The 15,975-nt window shown below is 64.8% G+C and carries 12 protein-coding genes; 3 read left to right on the top strand and 9 right to left on the bottom strand.

Features of this window, described 5'->3' with window-relative positions:
- Nucleotides 1–24: 24 nt before the first annotated feature.
- The 3 genes from metF to maiA all read left to right on the top strand — a co-directional run bounded on the left by metF (nt 25) and on the right by maiA (nt 5,654).
- Nucleotides 25–939, top strand: coding sequence for a methylenetetrahydrofolate reductase [NAD(P)H] (metF, locus tag Q7T45_RS00665; RefSeq protein WP_304866085.1), 915 nt, complete (start codon nt 25–27; stop codon nt 937–939).
- Between the two features lie 3 nt (nt 940–942).
- A complete protein-coding gene (metH, locus tag Q7T45_RS00660) occupies nt 943–4,818 on the top strand; it encodes a methionine synthase (protein ID WP_304866082.1) in 3,876 nt (1,291 codons plus the stop codon).
- 173 nt (nt 4,819–4,991) lie between these two features.
- A complete protein-coding gene (gene maiA, locus Q7T45_RS00655; protein ID WP_304866079.1) occupies nt 4,992–5,654 on the top strand; it encodes a maleylacetoacetate isomerase in 663 nt (220 codons plus the stop codon).
- 165 nt (nt 5,655–5,819) lie between these two features.
- Here the strand turns inward: maiA and Q7T45_RS00650 are convergent, their stop codons facing one another.
- From Q7T45_RS00650 to Q7T45_RS00610, 9 genes are all read right to left on the bottom strand, one after another.
- The gene (locus Q7T45_RS00650) at nt 5,820–6,449 is read right to left on the bottom strand and encodes a glutathione S-transferase family protein (protein ID WP_304866133.1); all 630 of its coding nucleotides are present in this window, start codon (nt 6,447–6,449) and stop codon (nt 5,820–5,822) included.
- A gap of 166 nt (nt 6,450–6,615) precedes the next feature.
- A complete protein-coding gene (locus Q7T45_RS00645) occupies nt 6,616–7,209 on the bottom strand; it encodes an N-acetyltransferase (protein WP_304866076.1) in 594 nt (197 codons plus the stop codon).
- A 226-nt stretch (nt 7,210–7,435) separates the two neighbouring features.
- Entirely contained in the window at nt 7,436–8,116 is a 681-nt protein-coding gene (locus Q7T45_RS00640; RefSeq protein ID WP_304866073.1) for a transglutaminase family protein, read from the bottom strand.
- A gap of 46 nt (nt 8,117–8,162) precedes the next feature.
- Nucleotides 8,163–9,668: a glycerol kinase GlpK gene (gene glpK / locus Q7T45_RS00635; RefSeq protein WP_304866070.1), complete on the bottom strand. Its 1,506-nt coding sequence runs from the start codon at nt 9,666–9,668 to the stop codon at nt 8,163–8,165.
- 263 nt (nt 9,669–9,931) lie between these two features.
- Nucleotides 9,932–10,705 (bottom strand): SDR family NAD(P)-dependent oxidoreductase, encoded by a 774-nt coding sequence (locus tag Q7T45_RS00630; RefSeq protein WP_304866065.1) that lies wholly within the window; start codon nt 10,703–10,705, stop codon nt 9,932–9,934.
- A 162-nt stretch (nt 10,706–10,867) separates the two neighbouring features.
- Entirely contained in the window at nt 10,868–12,010 is a 1,143-nt protein-coding gene (pimD, locus tag Q7T45_RS00625; RefSeq protein ID WP_304866060.1) for a pimeloyl-CoA dehydrogenase small subunit, read from the bottom strand.
- Nucleotides 12,011–12,188: 178 nt separating this feature from the next.
- Entirely contained in the window at nt 12,189–13,379 is a 1,191-nt protein-coding gene (gene pimC / locus Q7T45_RS00620; RefSeq protein WP_304866057.1) for a pimeloyl-CoA dehydrogenase large subunit, read from the bottom strand.
- Between the two features lie 196 nt (nt 13,380–13,575).
- The gene (pimA, locus tag Q7T45_RS00615) at nt 13,576–15,261 is read right to left on the bottom strand and encodes a dicarboxylate--CoA ligase PimA (RefSeq protein ID WP_304866055.1); all 1,686 of its coding nucleotides are present in this window, start codon (nt 15,259–15,261) and stop codon (nt 13,576–13,578) included.
- Between the two features lie 189 nt (nt 15,262–15,450).
- Nucleotides 15,451–15,975 (bottom strand): 3-hydroxyacyl-CoA dehydrogenase family protein (locus Q7T45_RS00610; protein WP_304866052.1); only part of this gene is annotated, 525 nt, incomplete at its 5' end.

The following is a 15,975-nucleotide window of genomic DNA, read 5'->3' as shown; positions in this document are numbered from 1 at the left end:
GCTTTCAGTGGAGTTTGTGGTGCCATGACCGAGGTTACGCCGCCCGCGCCTGACGGGCACCGCGCGCTGCATTCGCCAAGGATTTCCTTCGAGTTCTTCCCGCCCAAGACGGAAGAGATGGAGCGGAGCCTGTGGGAGACGATCAACCGGCTGGCGACGCTGACGCCGAATTTCGTGTCCGTGACCTACGGCGCCGGGGGCTCGACCCGCGAGCGTACCCATTCGACCATCGCCCGCATCCTGAAGGAGACCAGCCTGGTCCCGGCCGCGCATCTGACCTGCGTGGGCGCGCCGAAAAGCGAGATCGACGACGTGGTGGCGCGCTATCACGAGATCGGCGTCCGCCACATCGTCGCGCTGCGCGGCGATCCGACCACCGGCATCGGCACCGCCTACCATGCCCATCCGGACGGCTACCAGAGCTCGCCCGACCTGATCGAAGGCATCAAGAAGCGCTATCCCGACATCGAGATCTCGGTTTCCGCCTATCCGGAAAAGCATCCGGAGAGCCCGACCATCGAGGCCGACATCGACACGCTCAAGGCCAAGGTCGACGCGGGTGCGACGCGTGCCATCACCCAGGTGTTCTTCGATAACGACCTCTATCTCCGCTACCTCGATCGCGTCCGCGCGCGCGGCATCACGATTCCGATCGTGCCCGGCATCATGCCGATGCATAATTTCAAGCAGGCGCGCAATTTCGTCACCCGCGCCGGCACCTCGGTGCCGGACTGGCTGGCGGAAAAATTCGAGGGCCTCGACGACGACGCCGAAACCCGCAAGCTGGTGGCGGCTACCGTCGCGGCCGGCCAGGTGCAGAAGCTGGCCAAGCAGGGCGTCGACACCTTTCACTTCTACACCATGAACCGCGCGGACCTCGTGTTCGCGATCAGCCATTTGCTCGGTATTCGCCCGCAGGGCGCCCAGAAAGCCGCTTGATCGATGACCTCTCCCGTTTCCGAAAAGCGAACCGCGTTGCTCGCGGCTGCCCGCGAGCGCATCCTGGTGCTCGACGGCGCCATGGGCACCATGATCCAGGGCCTCGAATATGACGAGGCCGCGTTTCGCGGCGCGCGTTTTGCGGATTTCCATCGCGACGTCAGGGGCAACAACGACCTGCTGATCCTGACCCAGCCCAAGGCGATCGAGGACATCCACGCCGAATATCTGCGCGCCGGCGCCGACATCGTCGCCACCAACACGTTTTCCTCGACCTCGATCGCGCAGGCCGATTACGACCTCTCCGGCATCGCCTATGAGATGAACCTGGAGGGCGCGAGGCTGGCGCGCGCTGCGGCGACCCGCGTCACCGCCGAAGACGGCAAACCGCGCTTCGTCGCCGGCGCCATCGGGCCCACCAACCGCACCGCCTCGATCTCGCCCGATGTGTCCAGCCCCGGCTACCGCGCCGTCACCTTCGACGATTTGCGCATCGCCTATGGCGAACAGATCAACGGCCTGCTCGACGGCGGCGCCGATCTGCTGCTGGTCGAAACCATCTTCGATACGCTGAACGCCAAGGCGGCGCTGTATGCGATATCAGAAATCGCCGAGGCCCGCGGGATCGACGTGCCCGTGATGATCTCGGGCACCATCACCGACAAATCCGGCCGCCTGTTGTCCGGCCAATTGCCGGAAGCGTTCTGGAATTCGGTGCGGCATGCCCGCCCCATCACCATCGGCTTCAACTGCGCGCTCGGCGCCGAGGATCTGCGCGCCCATATCGCCGATATCGGCCGCGTCGCCGACACGCTGGTGTGCGCCTATCCGAACGCCGGGCTGCCCAATGAATTCGGGCAGTACGACGAAAGCCCGGAATTCATGGCCGGCCTGATCGGCGAATTCGCCGCTTCCGGCCTCGTCAATATCGTCGGCGGCTGCTGCGGCACTACGCCCGACCATATCGCCGCGATCGCCGCCGCCGTGGCGCCGCACAAGCCGCGCGCGATTCCGGTGATCGAGCCGCGCCTGCGGCTCTCCGGCCTGGAACCGTTCGAACTGACGCCCGCGATCCCCTTCGTCAATGTCGGCGAGCGCACCAACGTCACCGGCTCCGCAAAATTCCGCAAGCTGGTCACCGCGGGCGACTACACCGCGGCACTGGCGGTGGCGCGCGACCAGGTCGAGAACGGCGCCCAGATCATCGACGTCAACATGGACGAGGGCCTGCTCGACTCCGAAGTCGCGATGGTGACGTTCCTCAACCTCGTCGCCGCCGAGCCCGATATCGCCCGCGTCCCCGTCATGGTCGACTCCTCGAAATTCACCGTGATCGAAGCGGGCCTGAAATGCGTTCAGGGCAAGCCGGTGGTGAATTCGATCTCGATGAAGGAAGGCGAAGCAAAATTTATTCACGAGGCCAGGATCGCGCGGCGCCATGGCGCCGCCGTGGTGGTGATGGCGTTCGACGAGGTCGGCCAGGCCGATACGTTCGCGCGCAAGACCGAGATCTGCCAGCGCGCCTACGACATCCTGGTCGATCAGCTGAACTTCCCGCCGGAAGACATCATCTTCGATCCCAACATCTTTGCCATCGCGACCGGACTGGAAGAGCATTATACTTACGGCGTCGATTTCATCGAGGCGACGCGCTGGATCCGGCAGAACCTGCCGCATGCGCATATCTCGGGCGGCGTCTCGAATCTCTCGTTCTCGTTCCGCGGCAATGAGCCGGTGCGCGAGGCGATGCATTCGGTGTTCCTGTATCACGCCATCAAGGCCGGCATGGACATGGGCATCGTCAATGCCGGCCAGATGATCGTCTATGACGACATCGATCCCGAGCTGCGCCAGACCTGCGAAGACGTCATTCTCAACCGCGACCCCGGCGCGTCGGAGCGGCTGCTGCAGCTGGCCGAGAAGTTCCGCGGCAAGGAGAAGCAGACAAAAGAGCAGGATCTGGCCTGGCGCGAATGGCCGGTGGAGAAACGGCTCAGCCACGCGCTGGTGCACGGCATCACCGAATATATCGAGGAAGACACCGAGGCCGTCCGGCTGACCGTCGAGCGTCCGCTGCATGTGATCGAAGGCCCGCTGATGGCCGGCATGAACATCGTCGGCGACCTCTTTGGCGATGGCAAGATGTTCCTGCCGCAGGTGGTGAAGTCGGCGCGGGTGATGAAGCAGGCGGTGGCCTATCTGATGCCGTTCATGGAGCAGGAGAAGGCCGACAATCTGGCCAACGGCATCGTCGGCGACGGCAGGAATTCCGCCGGCAAGATCGTGCTCGCCACCGTCAAGGGCGACGTCCATGACATCGGCAAGAACATCGTCGGCATCGTGCTGCAATGTAACAACTTCGAAGTCATCGACCTCGGCGTCATGGTGCCGGCGTCGAAGATCATCGAGACCGCGAAGGCCGAGGGCGCCGACATCATCGGGCTGTCCGGCCTGATCACGCCTTCCCTTGATGAAATGAGCTTTCTGGCCGGCGAACTGGAACGCCAGGGCATGACCGTGCCGCTGCTGATCGGCGGCGCCACCACCAGCCGGGTCCATACCGCTGTGAAGATCGACCCGAACTACCGCGGCGGCCCCGTGGTGCATGTCAACGACGCCAGCCGCGCCGTCGGCGTCGCCTCCTCGCTGCTGTCGCCGGAGCGGCGCGAGGCTTATGCCGCCGAGGTGCGGGCCGACTACGCCAAAATCTCCGCGGCGCATTTCAGGGCGCAGGCCGACAAGAAACGGCTGAAGCTGGCGGATGCGCGCGCCAATGCGCCAACGCTGGATTTTACCAGGACGCCGCCGAAGAAGCCGGCGTTTCTCGGCATCCGGAGCTTTGCCGATTACAACCTCGCCGAACTCGCCGACTACATCGACTGGACGCCGTTCTTCCAGACTTGGGAGCTGACCGGGCGCTTTCCGGCCATTCTCGACGACCCCAAGGTCGGCGAAGTCGCGCGCTCGCTGTATGACGACGCGCGCAAGATGCTGGACCTGATCGTCAGGGAGAACTGGTTCAAGGCGCAGGCGACGATCGGCTTCTGGCCGGCCAATGCCGAGGGCGACGATATCGTGGTTTATGCCGACGACAGCCGCCAGCAGCAGGTCGTCACCTTCCACACGCTGCGCCAGCAGCTGGAGAAGCGCGAGGGCCGCTTCAATTCGGCGCTGTCGGATTTCATCGCGCCGGCATCCTCCGGCGTGCCGGATTATATCGGCGCCTTCGTGGTCACCGCCGGGATCGGCGAGGACGCGGTCGCCGACCGCTTCAAGAACGCCAATGACGATTATTCCTCGATCCTGTGCAAGGCGCTGGCGGACCGTCTCGCCGAAGCCTTTGCCGAGCGGATGCATGCAAGGGTCCGCCGCGAATTCTGGGGCTATGCGCCGGATGAGGCGCTGACGCCGGATCAGCTCATTCTCGAACAATACCAGGGTATCCGTCCCGCGCCCGGCTATCCGGCGCAGCCCGACCACACCGAGAAGGCGACGTTGTTCGCGCTGCTCGATGCCGAGAACACGGCCGGCGTACAGCTGACCGAGAGCTATGCGATGTGGCCCGGCTCGTCGGTGTCGGGCTTGTATTTCAGCCATCCCGAGAGTTTTTACTTCGGCGTCGGCAAGATCGAGCGCGACCAGGTCGAGGACTATGCCGCGCGCAAAGGCTGGAGCGTGGCGGAGGCCGAGCGTTGGCTGGCGCCGGTGCTGAATTACATTCCGACCCAGGACCGCTCCGAACAGGATCGCCGCCTGAAAGAGGCGATGCCGACCCTGGCGCCGGCCGCGGCCGAGCCCGCCAACGACGTCGCGTCGCACCCGCCGGGCTGCAACTGCGCGGTGCATCTGGCGTACCGGAAGAAGGCGGCACGGGCGTAGCCTCTTTCTTCCCTTCTCCCCTTGTGGGAGAAGGTGGCAGCCGAAGGCTGCCGGATGAGGGGTCTCTATCCCCGGACAAAACTGCCCGTTGAGACAGACCCCTCACCCGTCGCCGCACTGCGTGAGGCGCCACCCTCTCCCCCCGGGGGAGAGGGGAGAAGTGCGGAGCCCCCATGAAATTCTTCTCCTTCTGGCGATCGCTGGCGAGTTTTCGGGTTCGCATTGCGCTCAACCTCAAGGGCCTGCCGGCTGAAATGGTCTACGTCGATATCGACGCCGACGCGCATCGCGCCGACGCCTATCGCGAAATCAATCCGCAGATGGCGCTGCCGGCGCTGGTGCTCGACGACGGCACCACCCTGTTCCAGTCGCTCGCCATCCTCGAATATCTCGAGGAGACCCATCCGAACCCGCCGTTGCTGCCATCCGATCCGCGTGGCCGCGCCCGGGTGCGCGCGCTGGCGCTGATGGTCGCCTGCGAGGGCCATCCGCTGCTGGTGCCGCGGGTGCGGCGCTATCTCGATCACGAATTGAACTTGCGCGATGCGCAGCAGGCGGCGTGGCGGCGGCACTGGACCATCGAGACACTGGCCGCGCTGGAAGCCCATCTCGCCGATCACAAGGATACCGGCCGCTTCTGCCATGGCGATGCGCCTTCGCTGGCCGACATCTGCATGGTCGGCCATGTCAGCGTGGCGGTCACCCAGCAGATCAACCTTTCGCCCTATCCCACCGTGAAGCGCATTTTCGACGCCGCGATGACGCTGCCGGAATTTGCCAGCGCGCATCCGCTGGCGCAGCCGGATACGCCGGAGGCGATGCGGGTGAGGGGGTAAGCAGCGAGCGATTCTTCCTTCCCTCTCCCCTTGTGGGAGAGGGTGGCGCCTCACGCAGTGAGGCGACGGGTGAAGGGTTGGCTCAACGGGCAGTGTGCCTGGGGATAGAGACCCCTCATCCGGCGCTTCGCGCCACCTTCTCCCACAAGGGGAGAAGGGAAGAGCTCACCCCTTCGGCGGATCCAGCTTCTGCACGATCTCCTGAAACGCCGGCAGCGCCTCGCACCGCGCGGCGTGCGCCGTCAGTGCCGGATGGCGCGCGGCCGACAATAACGCCGGATGCGCCTCGCCGGTAAAGCGCAGCGCGCAGGCCACCATGATATCGGCGTGACCGATACGGTCACCGAACCAGAACGGCGTCGCCACCCCTGCGCGTTCCTTCTCCAATACTTCGAGCACGCCGCCGATCTGGGCCTGGCAGCGTTCGACCCACAGTTGCAGCTGCTCCTTGCGCAGCACCCGCTCGTAGATCAGGATGACCGCCTTGTCGGCGAGCCCGCTGCCCAGCGCGCATATCTTCAGCGCGTGCCGTCGTGCCGGGCCGCTTTCCGCGATCATGGCCCTTTCCGGCCCCACCAGTTCATCGAGATAATCAAGGATCGCGCCGCTCTCGATCAGCACCTCGCCGCCATCGAGCACCAGCGTCGGCACCCGCCGCAGCGGATTGAACGCCGCCAGTTTCCCGGCGTCGCCGAAGGTCGACCACGGCCGCTGCTCGAACGGCAGGCCATAGAGCCGCAGCGCCAGCGCGACGCGGCGGACGAAGGGGGAGTCGTATTGGCCGATCAGGATCATGGTCGGATGCGCCTTTCCATTGTTCGTCATGGCATGGCAAAAGCGCGAAGCGCGTCTTTACACAGATGACCCGGCCATCCACGTCTTTGCCACCTCATAATGAAGTAAGACGTGGATCACCGGGTCAAGCCCGGTGATGACGACTGAGAAGGGTCGGGCGGCCCGCTCACTCAATAATCGGCACATGCCTCGCCGCACTTCGCGGCAAAGTCCCATCCAGCCGCGGATCATCCGCAATCTCGACCTGTCGCCGGAACGGCCGAAAGCCCGCACGCTGATAAAACACCGACGCCGAGGGATGATCCAGCGTGCAGGTATGCACCCAGACCCGCGCCACCGGCCGCGACCACATCAGCTCCAGCGCGCGATTCATCAGCCAGCTTCCGGCGCCGCTGCCGATCAGTTTGGCCGTGACACCGAAGAACGCCAGTTCGCACTGGCCGGCCTCGCGAAAATCCAGTTCCAGCAGGCCTTCGTCGCGGCCGTCCTGCATCAGCGCGTACACCTCCACCAGCGGCGAATGGATGATCGCGGCGAGCTCGGCATCGTCCATCTGCAGCCGCGAGAACCACAGCCACTCCTCGCCGACACGGCGATAGAGATCGCGAAACCAGTCGAGGCCGGGGTTCTCAACCCGGCGCAACGTCCATGCGCCCGGAGGATCGGGGCGCAGCGCTGGACGCGCAGTCATCTCCAGATGCGTGACGACGGCGGCGATCTTGCCGGCGGGAACGTCGGAGTAGCCGTCGGGCAGGGTCACCTGAAAGTACCTCTCTCATCGTCATGGCCGGCCAAAGCGTTCGCGGCAGCGAAGGCCCTTCCTTCCCCTCTCCCCTTGTGGGAGAGGGTGGCGCCTCACGTAGTGAGGCGACGGGTGAGGGGTCTGTCTCCGCGGATAGAGACCCCTCATCCGGCTCGCATCTAGCGATGCGAGCCACCTTCTCCCACAAGGGGAGAAGGAAGAAAGAACCGCGCCAGCAAGCCCATCAGCCTTGCGCCGCTTCGCGTTCCATGTCTCGGCCGGAGAGGTCTTCGCCCTGCATGTTGGCGTAGTCGCGCGCCATCTCGCGCATCAGGAACTTGGCGGGAACGTCGTGGAACGCGCCGTGGTCGGTGACATATTGCATGTAGGTGCGGCCCGCGCCGTCGAACGGATGCAGCAGCGCGTCGGTGTGGCCGTCGAAATCCAGCGGCTGCACGCCGACCTTGGCGCACAGCGTGGCGTTGAAGGTCGGGGTGGCCTTGCGCCAGGCGCCGTCGACATGGACCTCGGTGTAGCCGTGCCAGGTGAAGATGTCAGTGCCCATGCTCCGGCGCAGTTTTTCGGTGGTGAGATGGTTGCGCACGTCGGCGAAGCCGACGCGGGCGGGAATGCCGTAGACGCGGCAGGCGGCGGCATAGAGCGCCGCCTTGCCGACGCAATAGCCGACCCCGGCCGCCAGCACGCTGGAAGCGCGAAAGGTCTCGGCCGCGCGCATGTTGACGTAGGGGTTATAGCGGATGCCGTCGCGCACCGCTTGGTAGAGCAGACTGGCCTTGTCGCGGTCGGAGGCATCCGCCGCGACGGCGGCGGCGGCAAAATCCATGACGGCCGGATGGTCGCTGTCGATATATTCGCCGGGATCGGTGTAGAGGCGGCGGATCGTGTCGGGAAGAATGTCGGTCATGCCGCAAGTCTAGCAAGCGGCAGATAGTTGGCAAAGCGCTTGCTGATCACTCCTCCCCCTCATCGCTCGCCAGCACCCCCCTCACCGCCCGCGCCCAGCCCTTGAGCTTCCGCTCCCGCGTCGCGGCACTCATCGCCGGCTTGAACCTGCGTTCCAGCCGCCAGTTGTCGGCGAATTTTTCCGGCCCCGGGTAAACGCCGGCGGCGAGGCCGGCGAGATAGGCGGCGCCGAGCGCGGTGGTTTCCTGGATCATGGGGCGGTCGACCGGTGCATCCAGGAGATCGGCGAGGCGCTGCATGGTCCAGTCGGAGGCGGTCATGCCGCCATCGACGCGGAGCACGATGTTGGCGGTTTTTGCATCGGGCCAGTCGGCGCGCATCGCGGCCCACAGGTCGAAGGTCTGATAGCAGACGCTTTCGAGCGCGGCATGGGCGAGCTCGGCGGGGCCGGTGTTGCGGGTGAGGCCGAACAGCGCGCCACGCACCCTTGGATTCCAGTAGGGCGCGCCGAGGCCGACGAAGGCCGGCACCAGATAGACCGATTGCATCGAATCGGACCTGTCGGCGAGCGGGCCGGTCTCGCTGGCCTGCTTGATGATGCCCAAGCCGTCGCGCAGCCATTGCACCGCGGAGCCCGCGACGAAGATCGAGCCTTCCAGCGCGTAGGTGCGTTTGCCCCCGAGCTGATAGGCGATCGTCGTCAGCAGCTTGTTGTTGGACTTCACCGGCGTCGCGCCGGTGTTGAGCAGGGCAAAACAGCCGGTGCCGTAGGTCGACTTCATCATGCCCGGCGAGAAGCAGGCCTGGCCGATGGTGGCGGCCTGCTGGTCGCCGGCGATCCCCGAGATCATGATGCTGCCGCCGAACAGTTCCGGCACGGTGTCGCCGAAATCGGCGGAGGAATCCTTCACCTCGGGCAGCATCGAGCGCGGCACCCGCAGGATTTTCAGCAGCTCGTCGTCCCACTCGCCGGTGTGGATGTTGAACAGCAGCGTGCGCGAGGCGTTGGTGGCGTCGGTGGCATGCGCCTTGCCGCCGGTCAGCCGCCACAACAAATAGCAATCGACGGTGCCGAATTTGAGCTCGCCGCGCTCGGCGCGTTCGCGGGCGCCGGGGACGTGGTCGAGGATCCATGCGACCTTGGTCCCCGAGAAATAGGGATCGATGATCAGGCCGGTTTTCGCCGTGATCGCGGGCTCATGGCCGTCGGCCTTGAGTTTCGCGCAGATGTCGGCGGTGCGGCGGTCCTGCCAGACGATGGCGCGGTGGATCGCCTTGCCGGTGCCGCGGTCCCACACCACGGTGGTCTCACGCTGGTTGGTGATGCCGATCGCGGCGATGTCCTTGGCCGTCGCGCCCGCTTTCTTCAGCGCCTCGCGGCAGACGGCGACCGTCGAGGTCCAGATGTCCTCGGGCTCGTGCTCGACCCAGCCGGAGGCCGGAAAATGCTGCGGAAATTCCTGTTGCGCGGTCGCGGCGATCGAGATGTCCGAGCGAAACACGATGGCGCGCGAGGAGGTAGTGCCCTGATCGATGGCCAGTACAAAGGACATGATGCGGATTCCTGGCGTTGCTTCCCGGTGGTGTTGGGGGCAAGGCAAGCGGATTGGGGATGGTTCGTCAATATGGGGAACGGACGCGTCGCTTACCCTCCCCTGGAGGGGGAGGGTCGGCTCGCGGCGTGCGCAGCACGATGCGAGACGGGGTGGGGTAAAGGTCTATCAACTCTGTTACTGTTCGAAGTGAGAGACTTTCACCCCACCCCGCCGCGCGTTACACGCGCGTCGACCCTCCCCCTCCAGGGGACGGTAAGAGATCACACCGACGCCGTGGTAACCCCGCCATCGACCACGATGGTCTGGCCGGTCATGAAGCTCGACGCATCCGAGCCGAGATAGGCCACCGCGCCGGCGATTTCGTCGGGCTCGCCGATGCGGCGCAGGGGCGTGGTGGCGCAGCGTCGCTTCAGGCGCTCTTCGTCTTCCCACAGCGCTTTGGCGAAATCGGTCTTGACCAGGCCGGGCGCGACGCAATTGACGCGCACGCCTTGCGGGCCCCATTCGCCGGCGAGGCTGCGGCACAGCGCAAAATCCGCCGCCTTGGAAATTCCATAGGCGCCGATCACGGTCGAGCCGCGCAGGCCGCCGATCGAGGAGACGATCACCACCGAGCCGTTGCCGCGCGCCGCCATTTGCGGGATCGCCAGCGCGCAGAGCCAGATGTTGCTCTTGACGTTGGAGTTCATGATCTTGTCGAAGGCCTCGTCCTTGATATCGAGCAGCGGGCCGTAATAGGGATTCACCGCCGCGTTGCAGACGAGGATGTCGATCTTGCCGTAATGCTTCGTCGTCCCCGAAATCAGCGCCTCGACTTCCTCGCGGCGCGAGATGTTGCAGGGAATGACATGGGCGTCGCCGCCGGCCTTTTTGATGCCATCAGCGACTTCCGCGCAGGCGTCGGCCTTGCGGCTGGAGATCACGACTTTCGCGCCGAGCTTTGCCAACAGTTCGGCCGAGGAACGACCGATGCCGCGGCTGGAGCCGGTGATGACGGCGACCTTGCCGGTGAGATCGAACGGGGTTCCCTTCACTGCGCGTACTCCTTTTTGTTTTTGCTCTCTGCCCGTCATGCCCGGGCTTGACCCGGGCATCCACGCCTTGCTTTTTCGCGTCAAGACGTGGATGGCCGGGACGAAGCCCGGCCATGACGACAAGTGCGATGGATTGCCGGGTCAAGCCCGGCAATGACAATATCAGACCAGCCCGCCGCCGCCGGCTACGCGGCGCAGGTGATAGTCGGTATCGCCAAAGGTGTTCTCGATCATGGTCAGCCGCTTGAAATAGTGGCCGATCCTGGCTTCCTGGGTCATGCCGATGCCGCCATGCAGCTGGATCGCCTGCTGGCCGACGAACTTGGCCGACTTGCCGATCTGCACTTTCGCCGCCGCCACCGCGGTGGCGCGCTCCCTGGCGTCGTCGAAATCGCTGGCCATGGTGGCGAACAGCGACATGCTGCGGGCCTGCTCGACGGCGACGAACATGTCGGCGGCGCGGTGCTGCAGGGTCTGGAAGCTGCCGATCGGCACGCCGAACTGGGTGCGGGTCTTCAGGTACTCGACGGTGGTCTTGAGCGATTCATCCATCGCGCCGACCGCCTCCGCGCACAGCGCGATGCGGGCGTCGTCGACAACGCGCTCGATCAGCGCCAGGCCGTTCTCGGGATCGCCGATCGCGGCATCGGCGTCGACCTCGACGCCCGTAAACGTGACGTCGGCGGCATGCAGGCCGTCCTGCGTCGGATAGCCCTTCTTCGAAATGCCCTTGGCGTTGCCGGGCACCAGGAACACGCCGATGCCATTGGCATCGCGCTGGCCGCCCTTGGTGCGCGCGGTGACAATGAAGGTGTCGGCATTCTCGCCGTTGAGCACGACGAATTTCTCGCCGTCGATCACCCAGCCGCCGCCCTTTTTCTTGGCGGTGGTGGCAACATCCTGCAGATCATAGCGCGAGTTCTTCTCGAGCTGCGCAAATGCAAAGGTCTTGCTGCCGTCGATGATGCCGGGGATGTGCGCGGCCTTCTGTTCGGCCGAGCCGCCGCGGCGCAGGAAGCCGCCGCCGATCACGACCGTCGCCAGATAGGGCTCCAGCAGCAGCGCCTTGCCCAGCGCCTCCATCACGATCATGGTCTCGACCGCGCCGGCGCCGAAGCCGCCGTCGTCTTCCGAGAACGGCAGGCCGAGCAGGCCCTGCTCGGCGAGCTTGCCCCAGACCGCCTTGCTCCAGCCGCCCTTCTCGGCGCGGTACTTCTTGCGCGAGTCGAAATCGTAGGAATCGTTCAACAACCCGTCGACGCTATCCTTGAGAAGCCGCTGCTCCTCCGACAAATCAAAATCCATGTTCTTCCACTTTCCCTAGAAACCGATGTGGGCAAGACTGTTGCCCATTCTCCCATCGTCATCCCCGCGAATGCGGGGATCCAGTAATCGCAGGCGCTCTCCGTAACCCTGACCGCCGCGGCGTACTGGGTCCCCCGCCTTCGCGGAGGACGACACCGTTGTCGTTGTAGTCAGTCGATCACAACCCCAGCACGGCCTTGGTGATGATGTTACGCTGGATCTCGTTGGAGCCGCCGTAGATCGAAACCTTGCGGTTGTTGAAATAGCTCGGCGCGATCTGGGCGGTCCAGTCCATCGATTCGTTGCTGCCCTCGTCGCCGTGCTCGTCATAGGGCGCGGCGAACGGGCCGATCACTTCCATCAAAAGCTCGGTGGTGGTCTGCTGGATTTCCGAGCCCTTGATCTTCAGGACCGAAGAAGCCGGATTGGGCTTGCCCTTGCCGTGCTTGTTCTCGTCGGCGACGACCCGCAGCTGGGTCAGCTCCAGCGCCTTCAGCTCGATCTCGACCTCGGCCAGCTTCTCGCGGAATTTCTGGTCCTCGATGATCGGCTTGCCGCCGGCCTCGACCTTGGAGGCGAGGTCGCGGATGCGGCGCAGCCGCTCCTTGGACACGCCGACCCGGGCAATGCCGGTGCGCTCATTGCCGAGCAGGAACTTGGCGTAGTCCCAGCCCTTGTTCTCCTCGCCGATCAGGTTCTCGACCGGCACCTCGACGTCGTCGAAGAACACCTCGTTGACCTCGTGGCCGCCGTCGATGGTCTCAATCGGGCGCACCGTGACGCCCTTCGACTTCATGCTGAACACGATGAAGGAGATGCCCATCTGCTTCTTGGCGCCGGGGTCGGTGCGGCACAGGCAGAAGATCATGTCGGCGTGCTGCGCCAGCGTGGTCCAGGTCTTCTGGCCGTTGATGATGTACTTGTCGCCCTTGCGCTCGGCTTTTGTCTTCAGCGAAGCGAGGTCCGATCCGGAGCCCGGTTCCGAAAAGCCCTGGCACCACCAGTCGTCGACATTGGCGATGCGCGGCAGGTATTGCTGCTTCTGCTTCTCGTTGCCGAAGGTGTAGATCACGGGGCCGACCATGCTGACGCCGAAGGCGAGCGGGGCCGGCGCGGGATGCATCTGCAGCTCTTCGTTGAAGATATAGTGTTGCACCGAGCTCCAGCCGGTGCCGCCATATTCCTTCGGCCAGTGCGAGACGCCCCAACCCTTCTTGTTCAAAATCCGCCACCAGGCCACCATCTCGTCCTTGGAGAGGTGACGGCCCTCGACCAGTTTCTTGCGCGTGTCCGACGGCACGTTGTTCCTGAAGAACTCCCGCACCTCGTCACGAAACGCCACTTCTTCCTTGCTGAAGCTGAGATCCATCGGATCCTCCTGTGTGCGAATGAAAATTACGCGTTATCTCTCAACATGTCGTCCCCGCGAACGCGGGGACCCATAACCCCCGGTATCAGCGGGTAACAAAAGGCGTCCGCCACCGTGCCCAAGCGCGAGATCTCGCGGTATGGGTCCCTGCGCCCCGTGCGCAATTGCGCACTAGGCAGGGACGACGGAGGAGTTGTCATGAACCGCCTCCCGTTGCCAGTTGCGGTTGCTTCGGTTGCGCCGGCTGACGGTTGCGCAATTCGTGGCGCGAGAGTTTGCCGACCGAGGTGCGCGGCAACTCGTCGACGAATTCGAGTGCTGCGGGAATTTCGTGCTTGCCGAGCTTGCCGGCGAGAAACGCCTTCAGCTCGTCGAGCGAGAAGGCCGCAGCACCGGCGCGCAACTTGACGAACGCCTTGGCTGCCTCGCCGCGATAATCGTCGGGAATTCCGATCACGATCACCTCGTGCACGGCGGGATGCTCATACATCGCCTGCTCGATCATCTGCGGATAGACGTTGAAGCCGCCGGAGATGATCATGTCCTTCTTGCGGTCGACCAGATAGAAATAGCCGTCGGCGTCCATGTAACCGATGTCGCCGGTGAGGAAGCGGTCGCCGACGAACGCCTCGGCGGTCTCCTTCGGCCGGTTCCAGTAGCCTTTTGTGACGTTGGGTCCGCGGATACGGATTTCGCCGGTTACACCGACCGGCAGAATTTTTCTGGGATCGTCCAGCGCGACCACGTCCATCTCGATGCCCGGCAGCATTAGCCCGATCGAGCCCGGCTTGTCCGGTCCCTCCTTGGGATGGGCGGTGCCGGGCGAGCAGGTCTCGGTCATGCCCCAGCCGCTCTTCAGCTTCATGCCGACCCTGCGCTCGAGGATCCTGGCGACCTCGACCGGCAGCGGCGCACCGCCCGATCCGACGCTCACCAGCGACGACAGGTCGCGCTTGTCGAGATCGGGAAGCGACGCGATCGCGATCCACATCGTGGGAACGCCGGGAAAATAGGTGGCGCGCTTGACCTCGATGTCGCGCATCACAGCCTCGACGTCAAAACGCTGGTGCAGCGAGATCAGGTGGCCGCGCCGCAGGCTGCTCAGCAGCACCACGGTCAGCGCGAAGATGTGAAACAGCGGCAGCACGCAGATCACGCGCTCGATCGGATTATTGCGCTCGGCGCGCGACGGCCTGCCCCAGACGTCGTAAACCGACACCGCCGACGTCAGATTGCCGTGGCTGAGCATCGCGCCCTTCGGCAGGCCGGTGGTGCCGCCGGTATATTGCAGCAGCGCGACATCGTCGGCCGCAAGCTGCGGCCAGGCGGCCGGGCGGACAGCGCCGTCGGTGAATGTCCTGAAGGTGATGATCGCGGGGTTGTCCGGGATCGGCGTGTGCGGATTGCCGACCGCGCCCCAGTCGTCGTCCTGGCAGACGATCAGCCGGTCGACCAGGCCCTTTTCGAGAAACTTCAGCGCCGTCGGCAGCAGCGTCGCGAGATCGCTGGTGACCAGCACGCGCGCGCCTGAGTCGCTCAGCTTGTGCGACAGCGCGATGGCGCCGTCGAGCGGAGACAGATGCACGATGCGGGCACCGGCCTTCAGCGCGCCGAAGAAATTGACCGGATGATCCGGCGAGTTGCCGAGGAACAGCGCCACCGAATGGTTGGCGCCGTAGCCGGCGCGCAGGAACGAAGCGGCTGCGACCTCGACCATCGCTTCCAGCTCGGCATAGCTGATCGCACGATCCCGGTATTCGATCGCCGGCCGCACGCCGTATTCGGCCGCCGCCGTCGACAACAGGTCGGGCAGCGTGCCGCGCGCGATCGGATCGTCCCAGTGAACGCCTTCCGGATAGTACTGCTCGCCGGGATGGGTCATCAACTCTCCGCGTCGTCCCTGCGAACGCAGGGACCCATAATCCCGGAGTTCAAAGGTGAAGGAAGGTCTCTACCACCGCACACAAACGCGACGTCACGGCGCCGCGATGAGCGCCCTTGGCGCTCACGCTGGGGTCCCTGCGTTCGCAGGGACGACACCTTGTGCGGGGCAGAACACCGCTTCATCCGATCAGGCCGCCTTCGCCGACTGCGCCAACGACGCAAACGTCTTGCCTTCGGCGGCGAGACGCTTGAGCAGCGCCGACGGCTCCAGCGAGGGATCGTTGGTCTCCTTGGCGTAGTAGGACAGCCGGTCAGCGATGTGCTTGAGGCCGACCTGGTCGGCATAGAACATCGGGCCGCCGCGATAGATCGGCCAGCCATAGCCATAGAGCCAGATCACGTCGATATCGCTCGGACGCGCCGCGACTTTCTCTTCCAGGATCCGCGCGCCTTCGTTGATCATCGGATACATCATGCGCTCGAGGATCTCGTCGTCAGAGACCACGCGCTTCTTGCGGCCGAGCCGCTGCAAGGTCTCGTCGATCAGCTTTTCCACTTCGGGATCGGGCAGTGCGGCGCGGGAGCCTGCTTCATACTTGTAATAGCCCTTGCCGGTCTTCTGGCCGAAGCGGCCGGCTTCGCACAAGGCGTCGGCGATTTCCGACTTGATGCCGCGGTCCTTGCGCGAGCGCCAGCCGATATCGAGGCCGGC

The sequence above is a fragment of the Bradyrhizobium sp. genome, from assembly GCF_030646015.1.
Lineage (GTDB): Bacteria > Pseudomonadota > Alphaproteobacteria > Rhizobiales > Xanthobacteraceae > Bradyrhizobium.
This window is presented reverse-complemented; position numbering and strand designations above follow the sequence as displayed.